Below are 25,067 nucleotides of genomic sequence, written 5' to 3' on the forward strand. Positions count from 1 at the left end.
CACCGGCGCGCCGCAGGTGAGAAATCTCATACCGAAACCGGGCGGCTAGGCCGAAAACGGCTCCGGCGGGCCCTCGATGTAGTTTCCGGCGGCCTCCAGCTGCGCGGCCACCGCCAGCAGTGATGCCTCCGCCCCGGGGCGGCCGATCAGCTGCACGCCCATCGGCAGCCCGGCGGCCGTGCGGTGCACCGGCAGGCTGACGGCCGGCAGACCGCACACGTTCACCAGCGAGGTGAAGGGGGAGTACAGGCACTGCCGCGCATAATCCTCGTCGGCGTCCGTGCCGTACCAGCCGATCGGCCGCGGCTCCATGGCCAGGGTCGGCGTCAGGATCATGTCCCAGTCGCTGAAGGCCCGGATAGTGTCCTCCTCGAAGCGGCGGAGGACGTCGACGGCGTCGGCCAGGTCCGCCGCCGAGCGCTGCAGGGCGCGCCGGCGCATGACGGCGGTCAGCGGGGTCAGGTCCTCTTCCCGGCCGGGGCCGAGCGGCAGGTTGGCCAGGGCCGCGGTCCAGACCAGCCCGAAGGCGTCGGGATACCGTGCGTCATACCTGAGGGCCGCTTCGTCCACCGTGTGTCCCGCTGCGCTGAGCGCCGCCTCGCCGGCCCGCAGCGCGTCCAGCGCCTCATCCGCCAGCCGGATGTCCAGCCTGGAGGCGAACGGCGACGCGGTGCTCACCCCGATCCGGTACCGGCCCTCGGCGCGCAGGGCCGCTGAGAGGTACGGCCCGTGGTTCGGGGCCGTGGCGGGGCCGTCCAGCTGGGGGTCCGGCGGCGCCGCGGTGGCCCGGTGCAGCGGTTCGTCGATCAGCGCATCGAGCATCAGCGCGGCGTCAGCGGCCGTCCGGGCCAGCGGCCCGGCGACGACGAACTGGCCCAGGTCCGCCAGGCCGGATCCGGACGGTACCCTGCCGCGCGAGGGCTTGAGTCCGATGATGCCGGTGGCCGCGGCCGGAATGCGGATCGAGCCGCCGCCGTCGGTTCCCGGCGCGAACGGCAGCAGGCCGGCTGCCACGGCTCCGGCGCTGCCGCCGGAGGAACCGCCCGGACTCCGGTCCGTGGCGTAGGGGTTGCGGGCTGGCGGGCCCACCAGGTTTTCGCTGTAGCTGCTCAGCCCGAACTCGGGAACCTGGGTCTTGCCGAGGCTGACGGCTCCGGCCCGCCGCAGCACGGCCGGCAGCGGCGCGTCGGCCTTCGGCACCCACGCGTCCACCGCGGCGCTGCCCATGGTGGTCGGCACGCCGGCGACGTCGGTGAGGTCCTTGTGGGCCAGCGGCAGGCCGTGCAGGGGCGGCAGCTCCCCGCCGGCGGCACGGCGGGCGTCGGCCGCATGCGCCGCGGTCAGTGCAGCCTCCGGGGTCACCCGCAGGAAGGCTCCGAGCGCGGGATTCAGCTCCGCGATGCGGGCCAGGAAATGCTCGGCCGTTTCGACGGCGCCCACCCGGCCGGCGGCAAGTTCGTCGCGGAGCTGGAGGGCGGTCAGGCGGTGGAGTTCAGCCATGGCGGCCTTTCTGTGCCTGCGGCGGTGAAGGCCGGAGCGGGCGGGGCGCGTCACCGTTGTTCCTGCCCGCCCCCGGCCGCTATAGGCTGGATGCCGGGAACAGACCGCGGGCCGGCAGGCCTGCGCCGCACCGACCTGAGGACAGGTGACATGGAAAACGTATCAGTCGAATCCCTGACCGGCGACGCCGTCGTTCTGGACGTCCGCGAGGACTACGAATGGGCCGCGGGACACGCCGAAGGCGCCCTGCACATTCCCCTCGACCAGCTGCCCGACCGGCTGGGCGAGCTGGACCCGGACACCGACGTCGCGGTGATCTGCCGGACCGGCGGCCGCAGCGCCCGGGCCACGCAGTGGCTGGAGGCCAACGGCTACTCGGCCGTGAATGTCACCGGAGGCATGGGCGCGTGGCTGGAAGCCGGCAAGCCGATGGTGTCGGAGAACGGTCAGGAGCCCACCGTCGTATGAGCGCGGTTCCGCCGCCGGCCCCCGTCTACACGTTCCTGGGTCCCGAGGGGACGTTTACCGAGGCTGCGTTGCTGCAGGTTCCGGGGGCGGGGCAGGCGCACCGGATTCCGTCCACCTCCGTCACGGCCGCCCTGGAGCTGGTGCGCAGCGGCGGGGCCGACGCCGCGGTCGTACCGATTGAAAACTCCGTGGAAGGCGGCGTGAGCGCCACCCTCGACGCGATTTCCGCCGGCAGCAGCCTGCGGATCCTGCGCGAGATCCTGGTGCCGATCACCTTTGTGCTCTCCGTGCGGCCGGGAGTGGAGCTGGCCGACATCCGCTCCGTGTCCACGCATTCGCACGCCTGGGCGCAGTGCCGGAGCTGGGCCGCAGCGCATATTCCTGAAGCGCAATATGTTCCGGCGTCCTCCACCGCGGCCGCGGCCGTCGGCCTCGCGGGGGAGCGGCCGGGCTATGACGCGGCGATCTCCGCCCCCTTCGTCGCAGAAAAGCTGGGGCTGGACGTCCTGGCCAAGGACATCGGCGACGTCGCCGACGCCGTGACCCGATTCGTCCTGATCAGCCGCCCGGGCGAACTCCCCGAGCCCACCGGGGCGGACAAGACCACCCTGGTGGTGCCGCTGCCGGACGACCATCCCGGGGCGCTGATGGAAATGCTCGGCCACTTCTCCACCCGCGGGGTGAACCTCAGCCGGATCGAATCACGGCCCACCGGCCAGTATCTGGGGGACTACTTCTTCAGCATCGACGCCGACGGGCACGTCCTGGACGCCAGGATGGCCGCGGCGCTGAAGGGCCTGCACCGGATCAGTCCCGGCCTGCGGTTCCTGGGGTCCTACCCCAGGGCCGACGGCCGGGAGCACACCGTGGCGCGGCATAACCGCAACGAGGCCTTCGAAGCCGCCGACACCTGGTTTGAATCGCTCGTCCGCGGGGAAGAACAGGGGTAGGACACGGCGGGCCCCGGCCCGCGCGAGGAGAGGCACCCATGCGACTGCGCCGAAGCAACTGTGAGCGGCCCGGCCTGACGCGCCGTCGGCACGGGCGGGGCTTTTCATACACCGACGCCCGCGGAGCGAAGGTCACGGACCGGCAGACCCTGGACCGCATCCGCTCCCTGGCCATTCCGCCGGCCTGGCAGGACGTGTGGATCAGTCCCTACACCAACGGCCATATCCAGGCCACCGGCACCGACGCCGCCGGACGGCGCCAGTACCTCTACCATCCGCACTGGCGGGAAATGAAGGACCGGGAGAAGTTCGACCGGGCACTGGCCTTCGCGCAGGCCCTGCCCGCAGCGCGCCGGCTGATCACCAAGCACCTGCGCGACGACGGCGTCGGCCCGGCGCGCGCCTACGCCGCGGCGCTGCGGATCATCGACGCCGGAGCGCTGCGCGTGGGCGGCACGCGCTATGCCGAAGCGAACGGCTCCTACGGCACCACCACGCTGCGGGTGGAGCACGTCAGCGTGGACGGCGACGAGGTCCGGTTCGACTTCCCGGGCAAGAGTGGCCAGGAATGGCATACCTCCATCACCGACCCTGACCTCGTGGCCGCGCTGGCGCCCATGCTGGAGCGCCCCGGCGCGGATACCGCCCTGGCCTACGTCGGGGCCGACGGCGCCTGGCACAGCACCGACGGCGCGTCGCTGAACGCCTTCCTCAAGGAGCTCGTGGGGCAGGACTTCACCGCGAAGGACTTCCGCACCTGGCAGGCGACGGTGGTCGCGGCCATGCACCTGGCCCGGGCCTTCGCCGAGGCCACCACCAAGCGGGCCCGGCAGCAGGCCGTGGCGGCAACGGCGCGCAGCGTCGCCGAGCACCTGGGCAACACTCCCGCCGTCGCCCGGAAGTCGTACATCGACCCCAGGGTGGTGGACCGGTTCCTCGACGGTGAAGTGATCCCGGTGACCGGCTACTCCGGTTCGGAAACAGCCGTCCGGCTGATGCTCACCGACTAGGCGGACGCCCCGGAACCGCCCGGCGCCAAACCGGACGGGCTTTCCCCGACGGCACATCATAAGTATGCTGATGACAGTCGATCGAAAGGAAGTTCCGACCATGAGCGAATATCCCGAGAACCAGGAACAGCTGCGCAACCCCAGCCCCAGCGGCCAGGCGCAGAACGACGACAACCTGCGCGGCGACGTCGGCGACCAGGGCAACGACATCCGTTTCGCCGAAGAGGAGGCGCTCATCCGCGAGCAGGCCTCCAAGCCGTCCATGAACACCAACGTGCCCGCCACCGACCAGGGCACCTACGCGGCCGCCGAGGGCGAGTACACCGACGCCGACGGCGCCAAGGGCGCCCCTTCCCGGGACTCCGGGGAGGAAAAGGGCGGCTACACCGACTCCGAGGGCACCGGCAACTAGCCCCCCCCGCCGCCGCGTGCACGGGCCGGAATCCGCTACGGGTTCCGGCCCGTTTTCCGTACCGGCTCCACCGCCGGCAGCGTCTCGACCCGCACCGCCAGGGCCAGCGGCTCCACCCATGCGCTGACTGAGGTGGCCTCCCCCGTCACGTCCCCGTCCAGCTGGGTGGCCGTGGGCTGCTCCACGCTCACTGTGACCCGCCGCGAGCCGAGGTACTCGATCACCGGAATGTCCCGCCGGTAGCCCGTCACCGCCTTGCCGGCCACCCAGGCCCAGCCGATCATGCTGCGCGGGCTGACCACCACCACGTCCAGCCGCCCGTCGTCCAGCCGCGCGTCCGGAATGAACTCAATGCCGGCCGGCATCCGGCCCGTGTTGGCGAACAGGACCGTGCGGGCCTTGCGGGCCTGCCCCGCACCGCCGTCGAGCGACACGGACATCCGGGTGCGCCGCTGCGGACGCATCAGCAGCCGCAGCCCGGCCTCGCTGTACGCCAGCCAGCCCACCCACCGCTTCAGGTCGTCCCGGGTGGCGGCAATGACCTCCGCATCCACGCCGATCCCGCCCATCACCAGGAACACGTCCCGGTGCCGCGCCCCCGTCACGGCGTTCTCCAGCTCCACCCGGCCCACGTCGATCCGCCGGGTGGTGCCGTGCAGGGCCACCGCCACCGCCGCCTCGGGCCGGCCGACAGGCAGGTCGAGGGCCCGCGCCAGCAGGTTCCCGGTGCCCAGCGGCACCAGTCCCAGCGGCGTGCCGGTGCCGGCCAGCGCGCGGGCGACCTCGCGGACCGTGCCGTCCCCGCCCGCGGCCAGCACGACGTCGGCGCCCGCCGCCAAGGCCCGCCGGGCCTGGCCGTAGCCGGGGTCCTCCACGGCGGTCTCCAGCACCAGGGGGGCAGGCCAGCCTGCCTCCCGGCAGGCCCGCTCGAGAAGCCCGACGACGTCGTCGGCGCCCAGCTTCACGGGATTGCGGACCAGGGCCACCTGCACTGCCTGCCCTCCCGCCGTCGGACCGGGCCCCTGCGGCACGGTACGGACGCGGCGGCGCAGCAGGAAAACGGCCAGGAACGCCCCGAGCAGGAGGGCGGCGGACAGCAGTACCGTCAGCACGGGCAGGGCGGAGGAGTCAACGGGCATGGTGATGTCCAGAATAGCCACCCCGGTCCGGCGGAAACCGGCACCGGCACCCGGCGGCAGTTCGGTAGTCTTGACACGTGATCGATGTAAACGAGCTCCGCGACAACCCCGAAAAGTTCCGCGCCTCCCAGCGCGCCCGGCTGGCGGACGAGAGCCTCGTTGACGCCATCATCGCCGCCGACACCGCCCGCCGCGAGGCCCGCACCCGGTACGAGAACCTTCGCGCCGAGCAGAACGCCTTCGGCAAGCGCGTGGCCGCCGCCAAGGGCGAGGAAAAGCAGGCCCTGCTCGCCGAAGTGAAGGAACTGGCCGCGTCGGTCAAGGCCGCGGGAGCCGCCGCAGACGCGCTGCAGGCCGAGCAGGAGCAGCTGGTGCGCCGGATGGCGAACGTCGTCGAGGACGGCGTGCCGACCGGCGGCGAAGACGACTACGTGGTCCTCAAGACCGTCGGCACTCCCCGGGACTTCGAGGCCGAGGGCTTCACGCCCCGCGACCACCTCGAAATCGGCGAGCTGCTCGGCGCCATCGACATGGAACGCGGCGCCAAGGTCTCCGGCGCCCGGTTCTACTTCCTCAAGGGCGTGGGCGCCCGCCTGGAGCTGGCACTGCTGCAGATGGCCATGGACCAGGCCGTGGCCAACGGCTTCACCCCGATGATCACCCCCACCCTCGTCCGCCCGGAAACCATGCAGGGCACCGGTTTCGACGTCGCGCACGACGCAGAGATCTACCGGCTGGCCGAAGACGACCTGTACCTGGTCGGCACCTCCGAGGTGCCGCTGGCCGGCTACCACGCCGACGAGATCATCGACCTCTCCGACGGCCCCGTCCGCTACGCCGGCTGGTCCTCCTGCTACCGGCGCGAAGCCGGCTCGCACGGCAAGGACACCCGCGGCATCATCCGGGTGCACCAGTTCAACAAGGTCGAGATGTTCAGCTATGCCCGGATCGAAGACGCCGAGGCCGAGCACCGCCGGCTGCTGGACTGGGAAGAGCAGATGCTCGCCAAGGTGGAGCTGCCCTACCGGGTCATCGACACCGCCGCCGGAGACCTCGGCACCTCCGCCGCCCGCAAGTTCGACTGCGAGGCCTGGGTGCCGACGCAGGGCCGGTACCGGGAGCTGACCTCCACCTCCAACTGCACCACCTACCAGGCCCGCCGGCTGAACATCCGCGAACGCCAGGGCGGTGACGCCAAGGGCACCCGCGCCGTCGCGACCCTCAACGGCACCCTGGCCACCACCCGCTGGATCGTCGCGATCCTGGAGCAGCACCAGAACCCCGACGGGTCCGTCACCGTGCCCGCCGCACTGCGCCCCTACCTGGGCGGCATGGAAGTGCTGCCGGTCCTCTGACTGTCTTCCCGGTGAACGTCAGGGATCGAAGAACACCGGACGTTCACCCGGGGTGTGGCCTTTGTCCTATCGGGGTTTTCCCAAGTCTGCTTATATGAGTCGATGACATCTCTCACTGCCGCTGGCATCGAAGACCAGCTGAACCAGGACACCCGCAAACTGATCGCCCTCGACGTCGACGGCACCCTCGTGGACCACGACGGACGCATGTCGGACGCCGTCCGCGAGGCAGCCGAACTGGCCCGCCGGTCCGGGCACGAGCTCGTCGTCTCCACCGGCCGCTCCTACGGCGCGGCGCTGCCCATCGTGGAGCGCCTCGGCATCGAAAAGGGGTACTGCGTCTGCTCGAACGGCGCCGTCACCCTGCGCATCGACGCGTCCTCGCCGGAACGCTGGTCCGTGGTGGACCGCGTGGTCTTTGACCCGCAGCCGGCCCTCGACGCGCTGCGCCGCGAGCTGCCGACGGCGAAGTTCGCCCTGGAGGACGCCGACGGCCGCTTCCTCTCCAGCGAACGGTTCCAGGACGCAAGTTTCGGCGCAGAGGCCGAAGCCGTGGATTTCGAGCACATGCGCCGCGCCAAGGCGGTCCGTGTGGTGGTGTTCAGCACCGACAGCACCGCCGAGGAGTTCGGTGAGGCGGTGGGCGCCATCGGCCTGCACGGCGTCACCTACTCGGTGGGCTGGACCGCATGGCTGGACATTGCCGCGGCCGGCGTCTCCAAGGCCAGTGCCCTGGAACAGGTCCGCCGACGGCTCGACATCGACCCCGCCGACACCGTCGCGATGGGCGACGGACGCAACGACATCGAAATGCTCGGCTGGGCCGCGCGGGGCGTGGCCATGGGCGGTTCTCCGCCCGAGGTCCTCGAGGCCGCCGACGAGGTCACCGGGACGGTGTACGAAGACGGGGCCGCAGCGGTGCTGCGCAGCCTCGTGCCCGCAGGACCGGGCCGGGGCTAACCCAGCCCGGCCGGGACCGCGGCCGGCAGGCACAGCTGCAGCAGCCGTGCGGCGGCCGGCCGCGCCGCCTGCTCCTCCTGCCACTGGGACCGGATCACCGCCCGGCTCACCGCCTGGGCGGAAATGCCCAGCTCCTGGGCCGCGTACTTCTGCTGTCCGCGGGCGCCCGGTACCAGCAGGTCGAGCACGCGCCACTCCGCGGCGCTGCGCGAGGCGACGATGCCGGCCAGCAGGCACAGCACAGCCTCGGCCTGCGCCGCAGCCTCCGGGTCCGGGGCGACGACAACCACCGGCTGCCGGTCCCCGGCCTTGCGGGCGGCCCGCTCCACGGCCAGCCGGGAAAAGCCCAGGCCCGGGCCCGACGCCGCGGCCAGCCCGGCGGGCAGCGGCGGCTCCAGTGCGCCGACGCCGATGCCGATGTTCCAGCGGCGCTGGCGGACGGCTGCCAGCACGGCCTCGACGGCGGCGGCCGGATCCGCCGGCACGCCCTGGGCCTCGTCGCCCACGGACCGCTGGAAGGGCACGGCGGCCGGTATCGGCCGCAGCGCGTGCAGCAGTTCGGGAACCAGGTCACCGGAGCGCCGGCTGTCCCGCTGATTCATGGTCAGCACCAGATGCATGCGATCAGCATGCCAGAGCCGCCGCGGCGGGCCCGGTGACACTCCGGCGCAATGCAAAACGGTGCGGCCGCCCCCGCAGGGACGGCCGCACCGTGTGGTCCGCAGGTGCGGAAAAGGTCAGTTGTTCTCGGTGTCGGCGTCGACGTCGCGGCCCTGGGGCTCGTCTTCCTCGCTCGCCTCGCCAAGGGCCTCGAAGCGCTTCAGCGACGCCTCGACCTCGGCCTCGGCGGCTTCGCGGCCGGCCCAGTCGGCGGCCTCGACCCACTTGCCCGGTTCCAGGTCCTTGTACTTGGTGAAGAAGTGCTTGATCTCGTCCAGCAGGAAGTCCGACACATCGGAGATGTCCTGGATGTGGTCGAAGCGCGGGTCCACCGGCACGCACAGCACCTTCGCGTCTCCACCGCCGTCGTCGACCATGTTGAAGACGCCGATCGGACGGGATTCGACCAGCACGCCGGGCATCAGGTCCCAGTCCTGCAGCATGACCAGCGCGTCCAGCGGATCGCCGTCCTCGCCCAGGGTGTTCTCGAAGTACCCGTAGTGGGTGGGGTAGGCCATCGAGGTGAACAGCACACGGTCCAGGCGCAGGCGGTGGGTCTCGTGGTCGATCTCGTACTTGACGCGGGATCCCTTGGGGATCTCGATGGTTACGTCGAGCTTCATTGCGTCTCCTAGGAAGTGCCGGGCCCCGCCGGGCCGCGGAAAAGGGTGCGGACAGTGCTGCCAACGCGCGCCGGCGGCCATGAACGGGACGGCCGCCGCGCCGGTTTAGTCTTAAAGATATATGTCCCGGGGCCCTCCCTGCGGACGGGGCACCGGAAACCGTGCCGAAACCCGGCACTACCGCCCAGGCATGGGCGGAGCACGACGGGCGGCAACCACGGAAGGCAGCGGCAAGGACACATGGGGCGGCGGTTTGGATCGGTGCTGCTGTTCTGCGCCTTCGCCGCGCTCCTCGTCCCGCTGGCCTTCCACGCCGGTCCGCCGCTGGCCAAGGCCCTGGCCGGCGCCCCTGAGCGCGCCGCCGCGGTCCCGGCCCACCAGCGCCCCGCCGCCGGCGTCGGACCGGCCGAGGGCGTCACCCCCGCCGCCGGACCCGCACCCGACCCGGCGGCGCTGGCTGCCCTGCTGGATCCGCTGCTGACGCTGCAGGGCCCCGGCACGCTCAGCGCCAGTGTCATCGACGCCGCCACCGGCACCGAACTGTACGGCCGGGGCGCCGACAACCCGGCCACCCCGGCGTCGAACCTGAAGCTCCTCACCGCGGCTGCCGCGGTCAGCACGCTGGGCGCCGACACCCGGCTGCGGACCTCCGCCTGGCTCGACCCGGCCTCCGGGACCGTCGTCCTGCGCGGCGGCGGCGACGTGATGCTCGGGGCGGGACGCTCGGCCGAGGACCAGGCGGACGGAACGGCCGGCAGCGGGCAGGACGGCGCGGGGGAAGACACTGCCGTCGGCCGCGCCGGCCTGGCCACCCTCGCCGCCGAGGCAGCCGCCGTGCTGGCCGAGGAGCTGCCCGGCGGCACGGTGACCGTCACAGTGGACGACACCCTCTTCACCGGCCCCGACCTGAGCCCGGCCTGGGCGGAGGGCGACGTGGAGGCGGGCGAGATCGCCCCGGTCCACGCACTGGCCCTCACCTCCGGCTGGGCGGCTCCCGGCGTGCGGTCCGCCGACCCCGCGCTCGACGCCGGTGCCGCATTCCGGGACGCGCTGGCCGCCGCGGCCGACGGCTTCAGCGTGGAGCCGGGGCTGTCCCGCGGCACACCCGGCCAGGGTGCCCGGGAGGTGGCCGCCGTCGAATCCGCGACCATCGCCGAACAGGTCCGGCAAATGCTGCTCGACTCGGACAACTACGCCGCCGAGGCGCTGGGCCGCCTCACCGCCGACGCCGCCGGCCACCCGGCATCCAACGACGGGGCGCGGACCGCGGTGCTCGAAGCCGTGGACCGGCTGGGCCTGGACACCTCCGGCATGGCGCTCGGCGACGTCAGCGGGCTCGGCGAGGGCACGAGGGTCAGCGCCGGGCAGCTGTCCCGGCTGGTGGCCCTGCTGCTGACGGCGCCCGACGACGGGCTGCGCGGCGTCGCCCGCAGCCTTCCCGTGGCCGGGCTCACCGGCACGCTCGAAAACCGGTACGGCGACGGCAGCGCCGGCGCGGGGGTGGTCCGCGCCAAGACCGGCACCCTGTTCGCGGTAACCTCGCTGGGCGGCTACGTCACCGACGCCGACGGGCGGCTGCTGGCGTTCGCCTTCGTGGCGGACGGTCTGGACGGAAACCTGGGCGAGGCCCGGGCCGTGGTCGACGCCGCGGCCGCCGCGCTCGCCGCCTGCGGCTGCAGCTGACGGTGCCCGGCGGGGCGGTACGGTGTTTGTCCGCTCCGGGTGCTCCCCGGCTCCGCCTGTGGTCGAATGGAGCAATGGAGCAGAACCTGCCGTCCGCACCGTCCACCCCCGAACTGGTCAACTGGGACCTGGCTGCCGGCACCGCAGCGGTCATGGTCCCGGCAGGCCCCCGGCTGTCCGCGCGCGAGGTCCGCGAAGCCGTCGCCGACCTGCGCCGCCGGGCCGACGAATCCGTGCCCCACGTCCACCGCATCACCGGCCTGGAGGCTGCCCGCGACCTGCGCGACTCGCAGGTGCTCGTGGTGGACCGTGCCTCCTGGGCCAAGGCCAACTCCCGCAGCTTCGCCACCCTGCTCACCCCCGCCCTCGACCGGCTCGCAGCCACCCGGCCCGAGCAGCTGCGCCGCACCAACACCGAGCTGGCCGCCACCCTCACCGGCGCGCAGCTCGGTGCGGTCCTGGCCTTCCTTGCCAGCAAGGTCCTCGGCCAGTACGACCCCTTCAGCGCCGGCACCGCCGGTACCGGCGGGCGGCTGCTGCTGGTGGCCCCGAACATCGTCGAGGTGGAGCGGGAACTGAACGTCGAACCGGCCGACTTCCGGCTCTGGGTCTGCCTGCACGAGCAGACCCACCGGGTGCAGTTCGCCGCCGCACCCTGGCTGCGCGGACACATGATCGAACAGATCGGCGCCCTCACCGGCGGGCTCATGGAGCACGCCGAAACGCTGTCCGACCGGCTCGGACAGGCGGTCCGCTCCCTGGGCCGCGGCGTCGGGGCCGGGGCCGACGACGTCGCGAAGGCCGACGACCGCCCCCGCGACGTGCTCTCGCTGCTGCAGGACCCCGGGGACAAGGAACGGCTCTCGCACCTGACCGCGGTCATGAGCCTGCTGGAAGGCCACGCGAACGTGGTGATGGACGCCGTCGACGCCTCCATCGTGCCCAGCGTGAAGACCATCCGGCGCCGCTTCAATGCCCGCGGCGCCTCGCACGGACGGATCGAAAAGCTGCTGCGCCAGGTCCTCGGCCTGGACGCCAAGATGCGCCAGTACCGCGACGGCGCGCGGTTCGTGCGCGCCGTCGTCGACGAAGTGGGCATGGACGGCTTCAACCGGGTCTGGGAGCGGGCCGAAAACCTGCCCACGGAAGCCGAGCTGCACGAGCCGGGCCTCTGGATCGCCCGCGTGGGTTCCTGACGGATGCCCGCTCCGAACTCCGGCGGCCGGCCCCGGCGGCTGCCGCCCCTGATGGGCCGTGCCCGGAACCTGGTGCGCGCCGCGCTGGCCGACGCCGGCGTCCCGCCGGGCCCGGCCGGTGCCGACGACGGCCCGGCCCCGCTGGTGCTGGTCGCCTGCAGCGGCGGCCCGGATTCGCTGGCGCTGGCCGCCGCGGCAGCCTTCTTCCAGCGCCGCGGCGACTACCGGGTGGGTGCCGTCGTCGTGGACCACGGCCTGCAGCCGGGCAGCGGCGGGGTCGCGGCCCGGGCGGCGGCTCAGCTGCGCGGCCTGGGCCTGGATCCGGTGCTGGTGAGCGGGGTGCAGGTCGCCGGCAGCGGCGAGGGGCCCGAAGCCGCGGCGCGCACGGCACGTTACGGTGCGCTCGACGCCGCCGCCGAGGACCTGGGCGCCGCCGCCGTCCTGCTGGGCCACACCCTCGACGACCAGGCCGAGCAGGTGCTCCTCGGCCTGGCCCGCGGCTCGGGCACCCGGTCGCTGGCCGGCATGCCGGAGCGCCGCGGTCGCTACCTGCGTCCCTTCCTGCCGGTGCGCCGGGCCGAGACCCTCGAGCTGTGCTCGATCGCCGGGCTGGAGCCCTGGCACGACCCGACGAACCGGGATCCGGCCTTCGCCCGGTCCCGCGTGCGCGCCGTCGTGCTGCCGTTCCTGGAGGAGCAGCTCGGCCCCGGCATCGCCGAGGCGCTGTACCGGTCCGCGCGGATCCTGGGCCAGGATGCCGCGCACCTGGACGCGGAGGCGGCCGAGGCCTTCGCCCGGCTGCGCTCTGACCTGCCCGCCGACGCCGGCGCGCCGGCCGCGGTGCTGCTGCCCGAAGACGCCCTGCGCGCGCTGGACCCGGCGCTGCGCCAGCGCGTGCTGGCCCTGGCGGCGGTGGCCGCCGGCGGGGGCAGCCCCAGTTTCGAACGCCTGCTCGCCGCGGAGTCGCTGCTGCGCAGGACCGGGTCCGCGGGGCCGGTACAGCTGGGCGGCAAGGTCGAGGTGTACCGGCAGGTGCGCGGACGGCCGGTTGCCCACGGGAAGCCAAGCTGTGGCAATCTTGTGTTTAGGAAAAGCCGCAGCACCCCACCGCCAGCTGCCAACTCGTAACCGGGAGATCTTCGTGGATTCACACGACGTCCAGTCAGACCTTAAGCACGTTCTCTACACCAAAGAGCAGATCCAGTCGCGGATCGAGGAGCTGGCGGCCGACATCGACCGGGACTACGCCGGCCGCGACGTCCTGCTCGTAGGCGTGCTCAAGGGCGCCGTCATGGTCATGGCGGACCTGTCCCGCGCCCTGCACAGCCACATCACCATGGACTGGATGGCCGTGTCCTCCTACGGCTCCGGCACCCAGTCCTCCGGCGTCGTGCGCATCATCAAGGACCTCGAGACGGACCTGATGGGCAAGCACGTGCTGATCGTCGAGGACATCATCGACTCCGGCCTGACCCTGTCCTGGCTGCGCACCAACCTTGAGTCCCGCGGCCCGGCCAGCGTGGAGATCTGCACCCTGCTGCGCAAGCCCGACGCCGCCAAGGTCGAAATCGACGTGAAGTACGTCGGCTACGAGATTCCCAATGAATTCGTGGTCGGCTACGGCCTCGATTTCGCCGAGAAGTACCGCAACCTGGACTTCATCGGCACCCTCGCTCCGCACGTCTACGAGTAGCCCGCCCGCCGCGTCCCTGCGGTCGGCATCACAGGCGGAGTACGGTCATCCGGGGGAACTAAAAGCCCCGGCAATCCGTGTTCCTTGGGGATGATGCACCACCGAACAAGATACTTTTGCGCATTCGCATGCGTTGCTGATCAGGAGGGACGGGGCCTCGGCCCTGACGACGAATGAAATCTAAGAGCTTCTTCAAGGGACCGGTCATCTGGATCGCGCTGGCGCTGGCCGCTCTCTTGATCATTCTCCCCGCCCTGTCCTCCGGCAGCGGGGCCAGCCAGGTCGACACCAAGGTCGGCCTTGAACTGCTTGAGGACAACAAGGTCGAGCAGGCGAAGATCTACGACGGCGACCAGCGCGTCGACCTGCTGCTGAAGGAGCCCTACGAGGACAAGGGCGAGAACGTCCAGTTCTACTTCAGCTCCGCCCGCGCCGACGACGTGGTGGAGGCCATCGACAACGCCGCGGTGGAGGGCTTCACCGACCAGCCGGTCCAGAGCAACTGGTTCACCAGCTTCCTGGGCCTGTTCCTGCCGCTGATCATCATCGGCCTCATCTTCTGGTTCCTGCTCTCCCGGATGCAGGGCGGTGGCTCCAAGGTCATGCAGTTCGGCAAGTCCAAGGCCAAGCTGACCAACAAGGACATGCCGCAGGTCACCTTCGCCGACGTCGCCGGCGCCGACGAGGCCGTGGAGGAGCTCCACGAAATCAAGGAGTTCCTGCAGGAGCCGGGCAAGTTCCAGTCCGTGGGCGCGAAGATCCCCAAGGGCGTGCTGCTCTACGGTCCTCCCGGAACCGGCAAGACCCTGCTGGCGCGCGCCGTGGCCGGCGAGGCCGGCGTGCCGTTCTACTCCATCTCCGGCTCCGACTTCGTGGAAATGTTCGTCGGCGTGGGCGCCTCCCGCGTCCGCGACCTGTTCGAGCAGGCCAAGAACAACTCCCCGGCCATCATCTTCGTCGACGAGATCGACGCCGTCGGCCGCCACCGCGGCGCCGGCGTCGGCGGCGGCAACGACGAGCGCGAGCAGACCCTGAACCAGCTGCTGGTCGAGATGGACGGCTTCGACAACACCACCAACGTGATCCTCATCGCCGCCACCAACCGGCCCGACGTGCTGGACCCGGCGCTGCTGCGCCCGGGCCGGTTCGACCGGCAGATCGGCGTGGAGGCCCCGGACATGCAGGGCCGGCTGCGGATCCTGCAGGTGCACGCCAAGGGCAAGCCGATGGCACCCGGCGTCGACCTGGAGACCGTGGCCAAGAAGACCCCCGGCTTCACCGGCGCCGACCTGGCCAACGTGCTCAACGAGGCGGCCCTGCTCACCGCCCGCTCCAACGCGCAGCTGATCGACGACCGCGCCCTCGACGAGGCGATCGACCGGGTCATTGCCGGCCCGCAGAAGCGCAGCCGCGTGATGAAGGAGCTGGAGCGCAAGATCACCGCCTACCACGAGGGCGGACACGCGCTCGTGGCGGCCGCGCTGCGCAACACCGACCCGGTCACCAAGGTCACCATCCTGCCCCGCGGCCGCGCGCTCGGGTACACCATGGTGATGCCGGCGGACGACAAGTACTCGGTGACCCGCAACGAGCTGCTGGACCAGCTCGCCTACGCCATGGGCGGCCGGGTGGCCGAGGAGATCGTCTTCCACGATCCCTCCACCGGCGCGTCCAACGACATCGAGAAGGCCACCTCCACGGCCCGCAAGATGGTCACCCAGTACGGCATGAGCGAGCGGATCGGCTCCGTGAAGCTCGGCTCCGGCGGCGGCGAGCCGTTCCTGGGCCGGGACATGGGCCAGGAACGCAACTACTCCGACCAGGTCGCCTACGTGGTGGACGAGGAGGTGCGCCGGCTGATGGACAACGCCCACGACGAGGCGTACCAGATCCTCACCGAGAACCGGGACGTCCTGGACCGGCTGGCGCTGGAGCTGCTCGAACGCGAGACGCTGAACCAGGCCGAGATCGCCGAGATCTTCCGCGACGTGCGCAAGCGCGACGTCCGCGAGATCTGGCTGTCCAAGCCGACCCGCCCGGTCCACGAGCTGCCCCCGGTCGTCTCCCCGCGCGAACGCGAACAGGCCCGGGCGGCCGGCGGGCCGGACCCGGCGACCGTGGCCCCGCAGGACCAGATTGCCGACGCCGACATCCCCCGGGACTTCGACGTCAACGCCGACGGGCTGCCGGAGCCGGAGGGCTCGCGCGGCTCGCGGGCGGGTTTCGACACCCCCGACGACACACGGAAGCCGTAGCGCACGGGCGGGCCGGGACCGACAGGTCCCGGCCCGCCTGCCGTCTGCGGCATGCGCGGTAGGATCAAGCAGTGACGGATTTCGACGACGAACTGGCGGCCATGGACCTGGCGGCCTCCGATGCGATTGACCAGCCCCGGATTGAGCGGGCGGTGCGGGAGATCCTCCTGGCCATCGGCGAGGACCCCGACCGCGACGGCCTGCAGGACACCCCCAAGCGGGTGGCCAGGGCCTACGCAGAGGTGTTCGCCGGGCTGCACGAAAGCCCCGAGGACCTGCTCGCCACCACCTTCGACCTCGACCACGAGGAGATGGTGCTGGTCAAGGACATCCCCTTCTACTCCACCTGCGAGCACCATCTGGTGCCCTTCCACGGCACCGCGCACATCGGCTACATCCCGTCCCACGAGGGCAAGGTGACCGGGCTGAGCAAGCTCGCCCGGCTGGTGGAGCTCTATGCCCGGCGCCCGCAGGTCCAGGAGCGGCTCACCACCCAGATCGTCGACGCGCTGGTGGAGAACCTGCAGCCGCGCGGGGCGATCGTCGTCATCGAATGCGAACACCTGTGCATGTCCATGCGCGGGGTCCGCAAGCCCGGAGCACGTACAGTGACCTCGGCCGTGCGCGGCCAGCTGCGGGAAACCGCCACCCGCGCCGAAGCCATGTCCCTGATCCTCGGACGATAGGACCCACGTATGGATTCCCTTGCCGCCGCCCCCGGAACCGGCCCGTCCACCTCGCCGCTGCCCGTGCTGCGCCGCAGCAGCGCCGATGAACGCTTCCGCCGGCTGCCAACCGGACGCACCCTGGTGATGGGGATCCTCAACGTCACTCCTGACTCCTTCAGCGACGGCGGCCGCTTCGCCACGGTGGACGACGCCGTCGCCGCCGGGCTGGACCTGGTCCGCGCCGGCGCCGACATCGTCGACGTGGGCGGTGAATCCACCCGTCCCGACGCCGAGCGCATCAGCCCCGCCCAGGAGCAGCGGCGCGTGCTTCCGGTCATCACCGCCCTCGCCGCCGCCGGGGTGACGGTCAGCATCGACACCATGAACGTCCAGACCGCGGAGAAGGCCCTGGCCGCCGGCGCGGTGCTGATCAACGACGTCTCCGGCGCGGCCATGGCCGAGGGCATGCCCGAACTGGTGGCCCGGACCGGCGCGTACTACGTCCTGATGCACAGCCGCGGGCCGGTGCGCCGGCAGGATCCCCGGGCCGTCTACGACGACGCCCCGGCCGAGGTCCTCGACGAGCTGCGCTCGCTGCGCGGCCGCCTCCTCGACGCCGGGGTGGCCGCGGAGAAGATCATCCTCGACCCGGGCCTGGGCTTCTCCAAGACCGCCGCACACGACTGGGCCCTGCTGCACGCCCTGGACCGGTTCACCGCCGAGGGGCACCGGGTACTGGTCGGCGCCTCGCGGAAGCGCTTCCTCGGCACCCTGCCCGGCACGGACGGCGCTGTCGTGCCTGCGCAGGAGCGCGATGCCGCCACCACGGCGGTCTCCGCGCTGTCCGCCGCCGCGGGCGCCTGGTGCGTGCGGGTCCACGACGTCGCCTCCAGCGCCGCCGCCGTCCGGGTCGCCGCCGCCTGGCGGGAGGGCGGACAGTGACGCCGGCAGCGGCTCCCGCCGGACCGCCGCGGGACACCATCCGCCTCGGGGGCATCACCGCCACGGGGTACCACGGCGTCTTTGACGAGGAACGCCGCGACGGGCAGACCTTCATCGCCGATCTGGTGCTTTATACGGACCTGCGCGCCGCCGCGGCCACCGACGACCTGACGCTGACGGCCCACTACGGCGAGATCGCCGAAGCGGTCAGCGCCGAACTCACCGGCGAACCGGTGAACCTGGTCGAGACCCTGGCCGAGCGCATCGCAGCCGCCGTGCTGGCGGGATTCCCCACCATCGACGCCGTCCAGGTCACCGTGCACAAACCCCAGGCACCGATCACGGTTCCCTTCGGGGACGTCGCCGTCACCATCCACCGGGAGCGCGCATGAATTCCGCAAACGACGCCGTCCGGGCCGTCCTGGCGCTGGGCAGCAACCTCGGCGAATCCCGGGACACCCTGTCCGCCGCCGTCGCGGACCTGGCCGACCATCCGGGCATGAGCCTGGCCGCGGTATCCCCGGTGGTGCGCACCCGGCCCGTGGGCGGCCCGGAGGGCCAGCCCGACTACCTGAACCTGGTCATCGCCGTGGACACCACCCTGGCCCCGCACGAGCTGCTGGCGCACTGCCAGCAGGTTGAACAGCGCCACCACCGCGAACGCATCGTGCGCTGGGGGCCGCGGACCCTTGACGTCGACATCATCACCTACGGGGACCTGCGGCTTCAGGACCCCGACCTGACCATTCCGCATCCGCGGGCCTCGTCCCGCGCCTTCGTCCTGCAGCCCTGGGCGTGGATGGAGCCGGAGGCCATGCTGGAGGGTGAGCCGGTCGCCGAGCTCGCCGCCCGGGCCGAGGACCTCCCGGGCCTGGAGATCTACGAGGGAGACTGATGCGGTGAGGACCCTTCGGTACCGCCGGCTGGCACTCATCTGTGTCCTGGCCGGCCTCGCGGGCTGGGCCGGCTCCGTGCTCGCCGAGCGCTGGTCGCTGCCCGTGCCTGCGCTGAGCCTCACCGCGCTGCTGACCGTCCTTGCCGTCGTCGTGCTGGTGCTGGTGCTGGGCCTGCGCGTGCGCCGCTGGCGCGCCAGCGGCGGAAAGACCAGGCTGGACCCGATCGCCGCCGCACGTACGCTGGTGCTGGCGCAGGCCTCCGCCTACGCCGGGGTCCTGCTGCTGGGCTGGCACGTGGGCGTCTTCCTGGACCAGCTGCCGCTGTGGCAGCTGCGGCCGGGACACGCCCCCACCTGGTCCGCCCTGGCGATGACCGCCGGCGGCGCGGTGCTGACCGCCGCCGGGCTGCTGGTGGAGAACTTCTGCAGGATTCCGCCCGACGACGGGCCCGAGGGCACCAACGGCAATGATCCCGAAACACCGGACGGCGAGGGCGAATATGCGTGACGCGGCAATTGATCCACCCGGGCTCGCCTGGCAGCGGGTCAGCCCGCGCTACCTGCGGCTGCGGATCATCGGCTGGTCCGCGGAGACGGTGTTCCTGCTGGCCGCCGCCGCCGTTCCGCTGGTGCTCACCCTCACCGGCGTCTGGAACCTCGCCCCCTGGCTGGCCTGGGGCATCCCGGGCCTGCTGCTGGTGCTGTGCCTGTGGCGTGCGGTGCTGCTGCCCCGGCAGGTCCGCGCCATCGGCTTCGCCGAACGGGACGAGGACCTTTTGATCCGCCGCGGCATCTTCTTCCAGCGCGTGCTCGTGGTGCCCTACGGGCGGATGCAGTACGTGGACGTGTCCGTCGGTCCGCTGGAGCGGGCCTTCGGGCTGTGCACGCTGAAGCTGCACACCGCTTCTCCCGGCACGGACGCGCAGATCCCGGGGCTGCCGGCCGACGAGGGCGCACGGCTGCGCGAGCACCTCTCCGCGCGCGGCGAAGCGCAGCTGGCGGGACTGTGACCGCCGACGACGCCGCGGCCGGGCCCGGGCCGGGCCCGGACGGGCAGCTGCCAGTCCCCGGGCCCGACGCGGGGGAGACCTGGCACCGGGTCCATCCCGTTTCTCCGCTGGTCCGGGGCTGGATTGCCCTGGTGGCGATCCTCTACTTCGCCGGCCGGGAACGCGCCGAAGCCTTCTTCGAACGCGGCGACCTCGGCCTGGACGACTTCCCGCTCCTGCAGGTCCTGCTGGCCCTCGCCGGGGTGCTGCTCATCATTGCCGTGGCGTTCTACCTCTCCTGGCGCTTCACCCGTTACCAGCTGACCAGGGAGCACGTGCGCGTGCACTCCGGTGTGGTGTTCCGCCAGCAGCGGCAGGCCCGCCTGGACCGGGTCCAGGCCATCGACGTCATCCAACCGCTGCTGGCCCGCGTGTTCGGGCTCGCCGAGCTGCGCTTCGAGGTTGCCGACTCCGGCGAATCCGCCGTCCGGCTCGCCTACCTGCGGCTTGACGACGCGCAAAAGCTCCGCGCTGCCATCCTCGCCCGCGCCTCGGGCGCCGCTGCGGGGACCGACGCCGACACCGAAGAGGCGCCGGAGCTGCCCGTGGTGGCGCTGCGGCCGGGCCGGGTGATCGCCTCGACCCTGCTCTCCGGCACCACGGTCTTCCTCGTGGTCTTCGGGCTCGGCGGCACCGCGATCCTGGGCTTCGCCACCCGCGAACCGCTCAGCCTAGCGGTGCTGGTGCCGATCCTGGCCGGAACCGTCGGGTCCTACTGGTCCCAGTTCAGCAGCGGGTTCAACTTCCGCGCCGCGACCTCCCCGGACGGGCTGCGCATCCGCTCCGGGCTGCTGGACACCCGGGCCCAGACGGTTCCGCCCGGCCGGATCCAGGCCCTCTCCATCGCCCAGCCCATGCTCTGGCGGTTCCCCGGCTGGTACCGCATCACGGTCAACGTGGCGGGCTACAGCGGCGGCGACGCCGACGGCCGCACCCGCCTGCTGCCTGCCGGCACCCGCGACGAGGTCTTCCGGGTCCTGGCGCTGGCCCTGCCGGATCCCGGCACCGCGGAACCGATCGAGGTGTTTTCCGCCGGCATGGACGGCAGCGGCGACGCCTGGGGCTACACCACCACTCCGCGCCGCGGGCGGTGGCTCGCCCCGCTGGCCTGGCGCCGCAACGGATACGCGGCAACCGGCACGGCCCTGCTGGCACGCAGCGGCCGGCTGCGCCGCCAGCTGGACATCGTCCCGCACGCCCGCACCCAGTCCATGGCCCTGCACCAGGGGCCGCTGAACCGCCGCTTCGCCCTCGCTGACCTGAGGCTGCACTCCACCGCCGGGCCGGTCAGCCCCCGGATCCTCCAGCTGGACGCCGGCACCGCCCGTGCCCTGTTCGTCGAGCAGGCCGGCCGGGCCCGGGAGGCCCGGCGGCGGGACCGCACCGAACGCTGGCGCGAGGCCGAGGCCCGCGCCTCCGGGCCCGCACCCGCGGACCGGCACCACCCCGCACCCGAGGAGCTGCCCGATGAGCACCGCTGATCCTTCCACGCCGCAGGGACGACGGGCCGGACGGCTCGGCGTCGGGGTGATCGGCGCAGGCAAGGTGGGCGCCGTCCTTGGCGCGGCCCTGCGCGCCGCCGAACACGCCGTCGTCGGCGTCTCCGCCGTCTCCGAAGCCAGCCGGGAGCGGGCCGAGAACCTGCTCCCCGGAGTTCCCGTGCTGGAGATCCCGGACATCGTGGAGCGGTCCGAGCTGGTGCTGCTGGCGGTGCCCGACGACGCCCTGCCGGACCTGGTTGCCGGACTCGCGGCCACCGGGTCCTGGCAGCCCGGGCAGCTGGTGGCCCACACCTCCGGCCGGTTCGGCACCTCGGTCCTGGATCCGGCGCGACAGCGCGGAGCCATTCCGCTGGCCCTGCACCCGGCCATGACCTTCACCGGCCTCAGCCTGGACCTCACCCGGCTGGCGGACAGCAGCTTCGGCGTGACCGCCCCCGCCGCGGTGCTGCCGATCGCCCAGGCCCTCGTGGTGGAGATGGGCGCCGAACCGGTGGTCATCGACGAGGCCGATCGGGCCGCCTACCACGCGGCCCTCGCGCATGCCTCCAACCACCTGGTGACGATCGCCGCCCAGTCCACCCAGCTGCTGCGCAGCCTCGGAGTGGAGAAACCGGACCAGCTGCTCGGCCCGCTGATGCGCGCCTCGCTCGAAAACGCGCTGGCCTCCGGCGAAACCGCACTCACCGGGCCCGTGGCCCGCGGCGACGCCGGCACCGTCCGTGCCCACGCGGACGTCCTGGCCGGACAGCCCGAAGACCTGCGGGAGGCCTACGAGGCGCTCTCCCGCGCCACCGCCCGCCGCGCCGTCGAGCGCGGCCTGCTGAGCCCCGCCCAGGGCGAGGCGATCCTGAAAGCACTGCCGCACGACCAAGAAGGTACGAGTTGAACACTCCCGGTGTGGCCCGCACGGCCGCCGAACTGCAGGACACCATCGCACGGCTGCTTGCCGGCACCGGAAAGGACCGCCCCGAGCTGGGGCTGGTTCCCACCATGGGAGCGCTGCACCACGGGCACGCCGCCCTGGCCCGCGCCGCCCGCGCAGAAAACGACCTGGTGGTGGCATCGATTTTCGTCAACCCGCTGCAGTTCGACGACCCGGCGGACCTGGCCCGCTATCCCCGCACCCTCGAAGCGGACCTGGCGCTGCTCGCCGAGGCCGGCGTCGACGTCGTCTTCGCACCCGACGTGGAGGAGATGTACCCCGGCGGGGAGCCCCTGATCCGGGTCAGCTCCGGCGAGCTCGGCACCCGCTACGAAGGCGCGTCACGTCCCGGCCACTTCGACGGCGTGCTGACCGTGGTGGCCAAGCTGCTGCACATCGCCCAGCCGCCGGTGCCCGCCGAATACCGCGCCTACTTCGGACAGAAGGACGCCCAGCAGCTGGTGCTGATCCGGCGGATGGTGCAGGACCTGAACTGGCCGGTCCAGGTGCGGGGCGTGCCGATCGTCCGGGGCGCCGACGGGCTCGCCGAATCCAGCCGCAACGCCTTCCTCGCCCCCAAGGAGCGCGAAGCCGCCCTGGCGCTGGCCGGCACGCTGGCAGACCTGCGCGACCGGGCCGCCGCCGGCAGGCCCCTTGACCTCCCGGCAGCCCGGGCCCGCCTCGCGGCCGCGGCGGGCGTGCAGCTTGACTATCTCGACGTCGTCGACCCGGCCACGCTGGCCGCCCTGCCCGCCGGCCCCGGGGAACCGCTGGCCGCCAACGCCCTGGCGCTGGTGGCGGCCCGCGTGGGCGCGGTGCGCCTGATCGACAACATGGAGCTGATTCCAGCCTGACCTGCCGGCCCCCGCGCCCCTGCTTCCCGCCCCGCAGGGGCCGCACGGGAGGGACCGCGGGCCCGGGACGCGTCAATTAGGACAGACTGGGTAGACTTAATTCCCGTGACCACTGAAGATTCCCCCGTGTCCCCGCAGCCCGACGCCGACTACTCCGAGCAGATGCGCATCCGCGCGGAAAAGCGCGCCCGGCTGCTGGCATCGGGCCGGGAAGCCTATCCGGTGAGCGTGCCGCGCACGCACTCGCTCGCCGAGGTGCGGGAGAAGTACGGCCACCTGCAGGCCGATGAGGCCAGCGGCGAGACGGTCGGCGTCACCGGCCGGGTGGTCTTCATCCGCAACACCGGCAAGCTCTGCTTCGCCACCCTGCAGGAGGGCAGCGGCACCCGGCTGCAGGTCATGCTGAGCCTGGCGGAGGTGGGGGAGGAGTCCCTGGCCGAGTGGAAGTCCCTCGTGGATCTCGGTGACCATGTCTTCGTGCACGGCGAGGTGATCTCCTCGCGCCGCGGCGAGCTGTCCGTCATGGCCGATCAGTGGTCCATGGCGGCCAAGGCGCTGCGGCCGCTTCCCGTGCTGCACGCCGATCTCAACGAGGAAACCCGCGTCCGCCAGCGATATGTGGATCTGATGGTGCGCGAAGAAGCGCGCGAAATGGTCTACAAGCGCGCCGCGGTTATCCGCGCGGTCCGGGACACCCTGCACGGGCACGGATATGTCGAAGTCGAAACTCCCATGCTGCAGCTGGTTCACGGCGGCGCCGCGGCCCGGCCCTTCGAAACCCACCTGAATGCCTTTGACCAGAAGATGACCCTGCGCATCGCCACCGAGCTTTTCCTGAAGCGGGCGGTCGTGGGCGGCATCGAGCGGGTTTACGAACTGGGCCGGATCTTCCGGAACGAGGGCGTGGACTCCACCCACAGCCCGGAATTCACCACCCTCGAATCCTATGAGGCCTACGCCGACCAGTTCGTGATGGCCGACCGTATTCGCGAAATCATCCTCAATGCCGCCGACGCCGTCGGCAGCCGGGTGATCGAAACACCGGCCGGAACCATCGACCTGAACGGTGAATGGCGCTGGCTGGCCGTCTACCCCGGCCTTTCCGAGGCGGTGGGCCGGGAAATCACCCCGGAAACGGATGCCGCCACGCTGCGCGCCGTCGCGGAGGAGCACGGCGTAAAGGTGGATCCGGCCTGGGATGCCGAAAAGCTCGTTATCGAGCTGTTCGGAGAAATCGTGGAGCCCACGCTGATCCAGCCCACGTTTGTCTACGACTACCCGCCCTCCGCCCAGCCGCTGGCCCGCCAGCACCGGGACGACCCGCGGCTGATCGAGGCCTGGGACCTCATCATCGGCGGCATGGAGCGCGGCACCGCCTTCTCCGAGCTGATCGACCCGGTCATCCAGCGCCAGCGCCTGACCGAGCAGTCCCTCCGGGCGGCCGGCGGAGACCCCGAGGCGATGGCCCTGGATGAAGACTTCCTGCGGGCGCTCGAGTACGGCGCGCCGCCCATGGGCGGCATCGGCCTGGGAATCGATCGGCTCGTGATGCTTTTCACAAATGCGGGAATCAGGGAGACGATTTTGTTCCCCCTGCTTAAGCCGGAAATGGGATAACCGTGGAATATGTCGAAGTACTGCTGCCGTCGGTGGCCGTTGGCGTGCTCTTCTTTTTCGCCATGAAGGCGCTGCTCAATGCGGACCGATCCGAGCGAAAGGCTCAGGCCGAGGCTGATGCCGAAGCCCGGGCGGATGGTCCTGAAGACGGGGAAAGCAAATCCGATAAATCGGCCGGGCAGCTTTGACGCCCTAAGGCTAATGCGCCATAATCGTAAGTGGTCTCAAATATGTTTCCCCCGCTGTTTGACTGCTTAGGAGCCTGACGTGGCGCAAAAGGTAAAAATCATTCTGGTCGACGACCTCGACGCCGGAAGTGCGGACGAGACCGTGCGTTTCGGCCTCGACGGCACACAGTACGAGATTGACCTTTCAAAAGACAATGCGAAGAACCTGCGGGATGCGCTGAAGCCGTATGTTGACGCGGGCCGCAAGGTCGGGACGCGCAGCGGCGGGGGGCGCCAGCGCAGCACCGGATCCGGCAGCCGCAGCAATGAAGCCGCACAGATCCGGGAATGGGCCCGCAACAACGGGTACACCGTTTCCGAGCGCGGCCGGGTGAACAGCGAGATCATCGAGGCTTACCGCGCCGCCCAGGGATAGCGGCGGAACGTTCGCCGCGGGCGGGAGGGCTCTCACGCCCGTGGCGAACACGCTCCAAAAGCCGACGCGGCACACGTAGCATCGAATTACGCGTTAGCTAGGAGTGTGCCT

General features: G+C 71.7%; 27 protein-coding genes. 23 read left to right on the forward strand and 4 right to left on the reverse strand.

Annotated elements, in window-relative coordinates; translation table 11 throughout:
- Nucleotides 1-45: 45 nt before the first annotated feature.
- On the reverse strand, nucleotides 46-1,500 hold the full coding sequence (locus AC5RUW_RS03425) for an amidase (protein ID WP_494159395.1): 1,455 nt from the start codon (nucleotides 1,498-1,500) through the stop codon (nucleotides 46-48).
- Nucleotides 1,501-1,650: 150 nt separating this feature from the next.
- On the opposite strand from AC5RUW_RS03425, the gene AC5RUW_RS03430 reads away from it, so the two are divergent.
- The 4 genes from AC5RUW_RS03430 (at nucleotide 1,651) to AC5RUW_RS03445 (ending at nucleotide 4,340) form a co-directional block, all read left to right on the forward strand.
- A complete protein-coding gene (locus AC5RUW_RS03430; protein ID WP_494159396.1) occupies nucleotides 1,651-1,968 on the forward strand; it encodes a rhodanese-like domain-containing protein in 318 nt (105 codons plus the stop codon).
- Nucleotides 1,965-2,918: a prephenate dehydratase gene (pheA, locus tag AC5RUW_RS03435; RefSeq protein WP_494159397.1), complete on the forward strand. Its 954-nt coding sequence runs from the start codon at nucleotides 1,965-1,967 to the stop codon at nucleotides 2,916-2,918. The genes AC5RUW_RS03430 and pheA overlap by 4 nt, the downstream gene beginning before the upstream one ends.
- Nucleotides 2,919-2,956: 38 nt before the next feature.
- Nucleotides 2,957-3,928 (forward strand): DNA topoisomerase IB, encoded by a 972-nt coding sequence (locus AC5RUW_RS03440; protein ID WP_494159398.1) that lies wholly within the window; start codon nucleotides 2,957-2,959, stop codon nucleotides 3,926-3,928.
- 100 nt (nucleotides 3,929-4,028) lie between these two features.
- Nucleotides 4,029-4,340 carry a hypothetical protein gene (locus tag AC5RUW_RS03445; protein WP_494006439.1) on the forward strand — a complete coding sequence of 104 codons (312 nt, stop codon included), beginning with the start codon at nucleotides 4,029-4,031 and terminating at the stop codon, nucleotides 4,338-4,340.
- Between the two features lie 35 nt (nucleotides 4,341-4,375).
- Here the strand turns inward: AC5RUW_RS03445 and AC5RUW_RS03450 are convergent, their stop codons facing one another.
- The gene (locus tag AC5RUW_RS03450; RefSeq protein WP_494159399.1) at nucleotides 4,376-5,500 is read right to left on the reverse strand and encodes a diacylglycerol/lipid kinase family protein; all 1,125 of its coding nucleotides are present in this window, start codon (nucleotides 5,498-5,500) and stop codon (nucleotides 4,376-4,378) included.
- A gap of 56 nt (nucleotides 5,501-5,556) precedes the next feature.
- Here AC5RUW_RS03450 and serS point away from each other — a divergent pair, with 56 nt between their 5' ends.
- Nucleotides 5,557-6,834, forward strand: coding sequence for a serine--tRNA ligase (gene serS / locus AC5RUW_RS03455; RefSeq protein ID WP_494159400.1), 1,278 nt, complete (start codon nucleotides 5,557-5,559; stop codon nucleotides 6,832-6,834).
- A 102-nt stretch (nucleotides 6,835-6,936) separates the two neighbouring features.
- Nucleotides 6,937-7,794 (forward strand): HAD family hydrolase, encoded by an 858-nt coding sequence (locus AC5RUW_RS03460; RefSeq protein WP_494159401.1) that lies wholly within the window; start codon nucleotides 6,937-6,939, stop codon nucleotides 7,792-7,794.
- Here AC5RUW_RS03460 and AC5RUW_RS03465 read toward each other — a convergent pair.
- Both AC5RUW_RS03465 and AC5RUW_RS03470 read right to left on the reverse strand, forming a co-directional pair.
- Nucleotides 7,791-8,414, reverse strand: a complete 624-nt coding sequence (locus AC5RUW_RS03465; protein WP_494159402.1) for a hypothetical protein — start codon at nucleotides 8,412-8,414, stop codon at nucleotides 7,791-7,793. The genes AC5RUW_RS03460 and AC5RUW_RS03465 overlap by 4 nt on opposite strands.
- A 117-nt stretch (nucleotides 8,415-8,531) precedes the next feature.
- Nucleotides 8,532-9,077: an inorganic diphosphatase gene (locus tag AC5RUW_RS03470; RefSeq protein WP_494006444.1), complete on the reverse strand. Its 546-nt coding sequence runs from the start codon at nucleotides 9,075-9,077 to the stop codon at nucleotides 8,532-8,534.
- Nucleotides 9,078-9,317: 240 nt separating this feature from the next.
- Between AC5RUW_RS03470 and dacB the strand changes: the two genes are divergently transcribed.
- The 17 genes from dacB to AC5RUW_RS03555 all read left to right on the forward strand — a co-directional run bounded on the left by dacB (nucleotide 9,318) and on the right by AC5RUW_RS03555 (nucleotide 24,956).
- On the forward strand, nucleotides 9,318-10,760 hold the full coding sequence (dacB, locus tag AC5RUW_RS03475) for a D-alanyl-D-alanine carboxypeptidase/D-alanyl-D-alanine endopeptidase (RefSeq protein ID WP_494159403.1): 1,443 nt from the start codon (nucleotides 9,318-9,320) through the stop codon (nucleotides 10,758-10,760).
- A gap of 74 nt (nucleotides 10,761-10,834) precedes the next feature.
- On the forward strand, nucleotides 10,835-11,956 hold the full coding sequence (locus AC5RUW_RS03480; protein WP_494159404.1) for a zinc-dependent metalloprotease: 1,122 nt from the start codon (nucleotides 10,835-10,837) through the stop codon (nucleotides 11,954-11,956).
- A 3-nt stretch (nucleotides 11,957-11,959) separates the two neighbouring features.
- Nucleotides 11,960-13,084 carry a tRNA lysidine(34) synthetase TilS gene (gene tilS, locus AC5RUW_RS03485; RefSeq protein ID WP_494159405.1) on the forward strand — a complete coding sequence of 375 codons (1,125 nt, stop codon included), beginning with the start codon at nucleotides 11,960-11,962 and terminating at the stop codon, nucleotides 13,082-13,084.
- Between the two features lie 13 nt (nucleotides 13,085-13,097).
- On the forward strand, nucleotides 13,098-13,649 hold the full coding sequence (gene hpt / locus AC5RUW_RS03490) for a hypoxanthine phosphoribosyltransferase (RefSeq protein WP_494006448.1): 552 nt from the start codon (nucleotides 13,098-13,100) through the stop codon (nucleotides 13,647-13,649).
- A gap of 173 nt (nucleotides 13,650-13,822) precedes the next feature.
- Complete coding sequence (gene ftsH / locus AC5RUW_RS03495) at nucleotides 13,823-15,904, forward strand: ATP-dependent zinc metalloprotease FtsH (RefSeq protein ID WP_494159406.1); 2,082 nt, start codon at nucleotides 13,823-13,825, stop codon at nucleotides 15,902-15,904.
- Nucleotides 15,905-15,975: 71 nt separating this feature from the next.
- Complete coding sequence (gene folE / locus AC5RUW_RS03500; RefSeq protein ID WP_494006450.1) at nucleotides 15,976-16,590, forward strand: GTP cyclohydrolase I FolE; 615 nt, start codon at nucleotides 15,976-15,978, stop codon at nucleotides 16,588-16,590.
- 9 nt (nucleotides 16,591-16,599) lie between these two features.
- Complete coding sequence (gene folP, locus AC5RUW_RS03505; RefSeq protein WP_494159407.1) at nucleotides 16,600-17,514, forward strand: dihydropteroate synthase; 915 nt, start codon at nucleotides 16,600-16,602, stop codon at nucleotides 17,512-17,514.
- Nucleotides 17,511-17,906 (forward strand): dihydroneopterin aldolase, encoded by a 396-nt coding sequence (gene folB / locus AC5RUW_RS03510; RefSeq protein ID WP_494159408.1) that lies wholly within the window; start codon nucleotides 17,511-17,513, stop codon nucleotides 17,904-17,906. The genes folP and folB overlap by 4 nt, the downstream gene beginning before the upstream one ends.
- Entirely contained in the window at nucleotides 17,903-18,409 is a 507-nt protein-coding gene (folK, locus tag AC5RUW_RS03515; RefSeq protein WP_494159409.1) for a 2-amino-4-hydroxy-6-hydroxymethyldihydropteridine diphosphokinase, read from the forward strand. Before folB ends, folK begins: the two co-directional genes overlap by 4 nt.
- 4 nt (nucleotides 18,410-18,413) lie before the next feature.
- Nucleotides 18,414-18,917, forward strand: a complete 504-nt coding sequence (locus AC5RUW_RS03520) for a DUF3180 domain-containing protein (RefSeq protein WP_494159410.1) — start codon at nucleotides 18,414-18,416, stop codon at nucleotides 18,915-18,917.
- Complete coding sequence (locus tag AC5RUW_RS03525) at nucleotides 18,910-19,419, forward strand: PH domain-containing protein (RefSeq protein WP_494159411.1); 510 nt, start codon at nucleotides 18,910-18,912, stop codon at nucleotides 19,417-19,419. The genes AC5RUW_RS03520 and AC5RUW_RS03525 overlap by 8 nt, the downstream gene beginning before the upstream one ends.
- Nucleotides 19,416-20,939 (forward strand): PH domain-containing protein, encoded by a 1,524-nt coding sequence (locus AC5RUW_RS03530; RefSeq protein ID WP_494159412.1) that lies wholly within the window; start codon nucleotides 19,416-19,418, stop codon nucleotides 20,937-20,939. The genes AC5RUW_RS03525 and AC5RUW_RS03530 overlap by 4 nt, the downstream gene beginning before the upstream one ends.
- Nucleotides 20,926-21,846, forward strand: coding sequence for a Rossmann-like and DUF2520 domain-containing protein (locus AC5RUW_RS03535; protein WP_494159413.1), 921 nt, complete (start codon nucleotides 20,926-20,928; stop codon nucleotides 21,844-21,846). The genes AC5RUW_RS03530 and AC5RUW_RS03535 overlap by 14 nt, the downstream gene beginning before the upstream one ends.
- The gene (gene panC / locus AC5RUW_RS03540; protein WP_494159414.1) at nucleotides 21,843-22,736 is read left to right on the forward strand and encodes a pantoate--beta-alanine ligase; all 894 of its coding nucleotides are present in this window, start codon (nucleotides 21,843-21,845) and stop codon (nucleotides 22,734-22,736) included. Before AC5RUW_RS03535 ends, panC begins: the two co-directional genes overlap by 4 nt.
- A 162-nt stretch (nucleotides 22,737-22,898) precedes the next feature.
- Entirely contained in the window at nucleotides 22,899-24,353 is a 1,455-nt protein-coding gene (gene lysS, locus AC5RUW_RS03545; protein ID WP_494159559.1) for a lysine--tRNA ligase, read from the forward strand.
- A gap of 2 nt (nucleotides 24,354-24,355) precedes the next feature.
- Entirely contained in the window at nucleotides 24,356-24,541 is a 186-nt protein-coding gene (locus AC5RUW_RS03550; protein WP_494159415.1) for a hypothetical protein, read from the forward strand.
- A gap of 79 nt (nucleotides 24,542-24,620) precedes the next feature.
- On the forward strand, nucleotides 24,621-24,956 hold the full coding sequence (locus AC5RUW_RS03555) for a histone-like nucleoid-structuring protein Lsr2 (RefSeq protein ID WP_494006460.1): 336 nt from the start codon (nucleotides 24,621-24,623) through the stop codon (nucleotides 24,954-24,956).
- Nucleotides 24,957-25,067 lie beyond the last annotated feature (111 nt).

This window comes from Arthrobacter sp. Y3222053 (genome assembly GCF_059092805.1).

Coding starts and splice junctions, on each gene's coding strand:
- folK (WP_494159409.1), top strand. CDS start 17,903: ATGAATTCCGCAAACGACGCCGTCCGGGCCGTCCTGGCGCTGGGCAGC.
- dacB (WP_494159403.1), top strand. CDS start 9,318: ATGGGGCGGCGGTTTGGATCGGTGCTGCTGTTCTGCGCCTTCGCCGCG.
- pheA (WP_494159397.1), top strand. CDS start 1,965: ATGAGCGCGGTTCCGCCGCCGGCCCCCGTCTACACGTTCCTGGGTCCC.
- AC5RUW_RS03480 (WP_494159404.1), top strand. CDS start 10,835: ATGGAGCAGAACCTGCCGTCCGCACCGTCCACCCCCGAACTGGTCAAC.
- AC5RUW_RS03535 (WP_494159413.1), top strand. CDS start 20,926: ATGAGCACCGCTGATCCTTCCACGCCGCAGGGACGACGGGCCGGACGG.
- AC5RUW_RS03470 (WP_494006444.1), bottom strand. CDS start 9,077: ATGAAGCTCGACGTAACCATCGAGATCCCCAAGGGATCCCGCGTCAAG.
- AC5RUW_RS03425 (WP_494159395.1), bottom strand. CDS start 1,500: ATGGCTGAACTCCACCGCCTGACCGCCCTCCAGCTCCGCGACGAACTT.
- tilS (WP_494159405.1), top strand. CDS start 11,960: ATGCCCGCTCCGAACTCCGGCGGCCGGCCCCGGCGGCTGCCGCCCCTG.
- lysS (WP_494159559.1), top strand. CDS start 22,899: ATGCGCATCCGCGCGGAAAAGCGCGCCCGGCTGCTGGCATCGGGCCGG.
- AC5RUW_RS03465 (WP_494159402.1), bottom strand. CDS start 8,414: ATGCATCTGGTGCTGACCATGAATCAGCGGGACAGCCGGCGCTCCGGT.
- AC5RUW_RS03460 (WP_494159401.1), top strand. CDS start 6,937: ATGACATCTCTCACTGCCGCTGGCATCGAAGACCAGCTGAACCAGGAC.
- ftsH (WP_494159406.1), top strand. CDS start 13,823: ATGAAATCTAAGAGCTTCTTCAAGGGACCGGTCATCTGGATCGCGCTG.
- folP (WP_494159407.1), top strand. CDS start 16,600: ATGGATTCCCTTGCCGCCGCCCCCGGAACCGGCCCGTCCACCTCGCCG.
- AC5RUW_RS03440 (WP_494159398.1), top strand. CDS start 2,957: ATGCGACTGCGCCGAAGCAACTGTGAGCGGCCCGGCCTGACGCGCCGT.
- AC5RUW_RS03430 (WP_494159396.1), top strand. CDS start 1,651: ATGGAAAACGTATCAGTCGAATCCCTGACCGGCGACGCCGTCGTTCTG.
- AC5RUW_RS03525 (WP_494159411.1), top strand. CDS start 18,910: ATGCGTGACGCGGCAATTGATCCACCCGGGCTCGCCTGGCAGCGGGTC.
- AC5RUW_RS03445 (WP_494006439.1), top strand. CDS start 4,029: ATGAGCGAATATCCCGAGAACCAGGAACAGCTGCGCAACCCCAGCCCC.